The organism is Paraburkholderia sp. SIMBA_054 (assembly GCF_046534875.1).
Lineage (GTDB): Bacteria > Pseudomonadota > Gammaproteobacteria > Burkholderiales > Burkholderiaceae > Paraburkholderia > Paraburkholderia hospita.
The window spans coordinates 1-249 of record NZ_JAWRXV010001338.1; the positions used below are offsets into that span (position 1 = coordinate 1).

The following is a 249-nucleotide window of genomic DNA, read 5'->3' on the forward strand; positions in this document are numbered from 1 at the left end:
CATGAGAGATATACAAAGATTTTTGTAAAATAGGCTCTATTTCATTATCTTTTAGGTGATGAAGAAAATAGTTTAACAAGCAAACAGACATGGTTTCTTGAATATAAACTCCCCATAAACCGCCAATTTCGGGGCTTGATAACCTTACATTATGTTTAACCATCGATGCCTCCTAAGTATATGTATTTAGCTTAAGTATTTGATTTATTTTCCTAAATTATTCTTTTTTATCTCCCGAAAAAGATGGAT

The 249-nt window shown here is 30.5% G+C and carries 1 protein-coding gene; it reads right to left on the reverse strand.

What is annotated here, in order from left to right:
* Positions 1-163, reverse strand: a 163-nt coding sequence (locus tag SB822_RS59440) for a DUF3231 family protein (RefSeq protein WP_410859420.1), incomplete at its 3' end; no start/stop codon positions are given.
* Positions 164-249 lie beyond the last annotated feature (86 nt).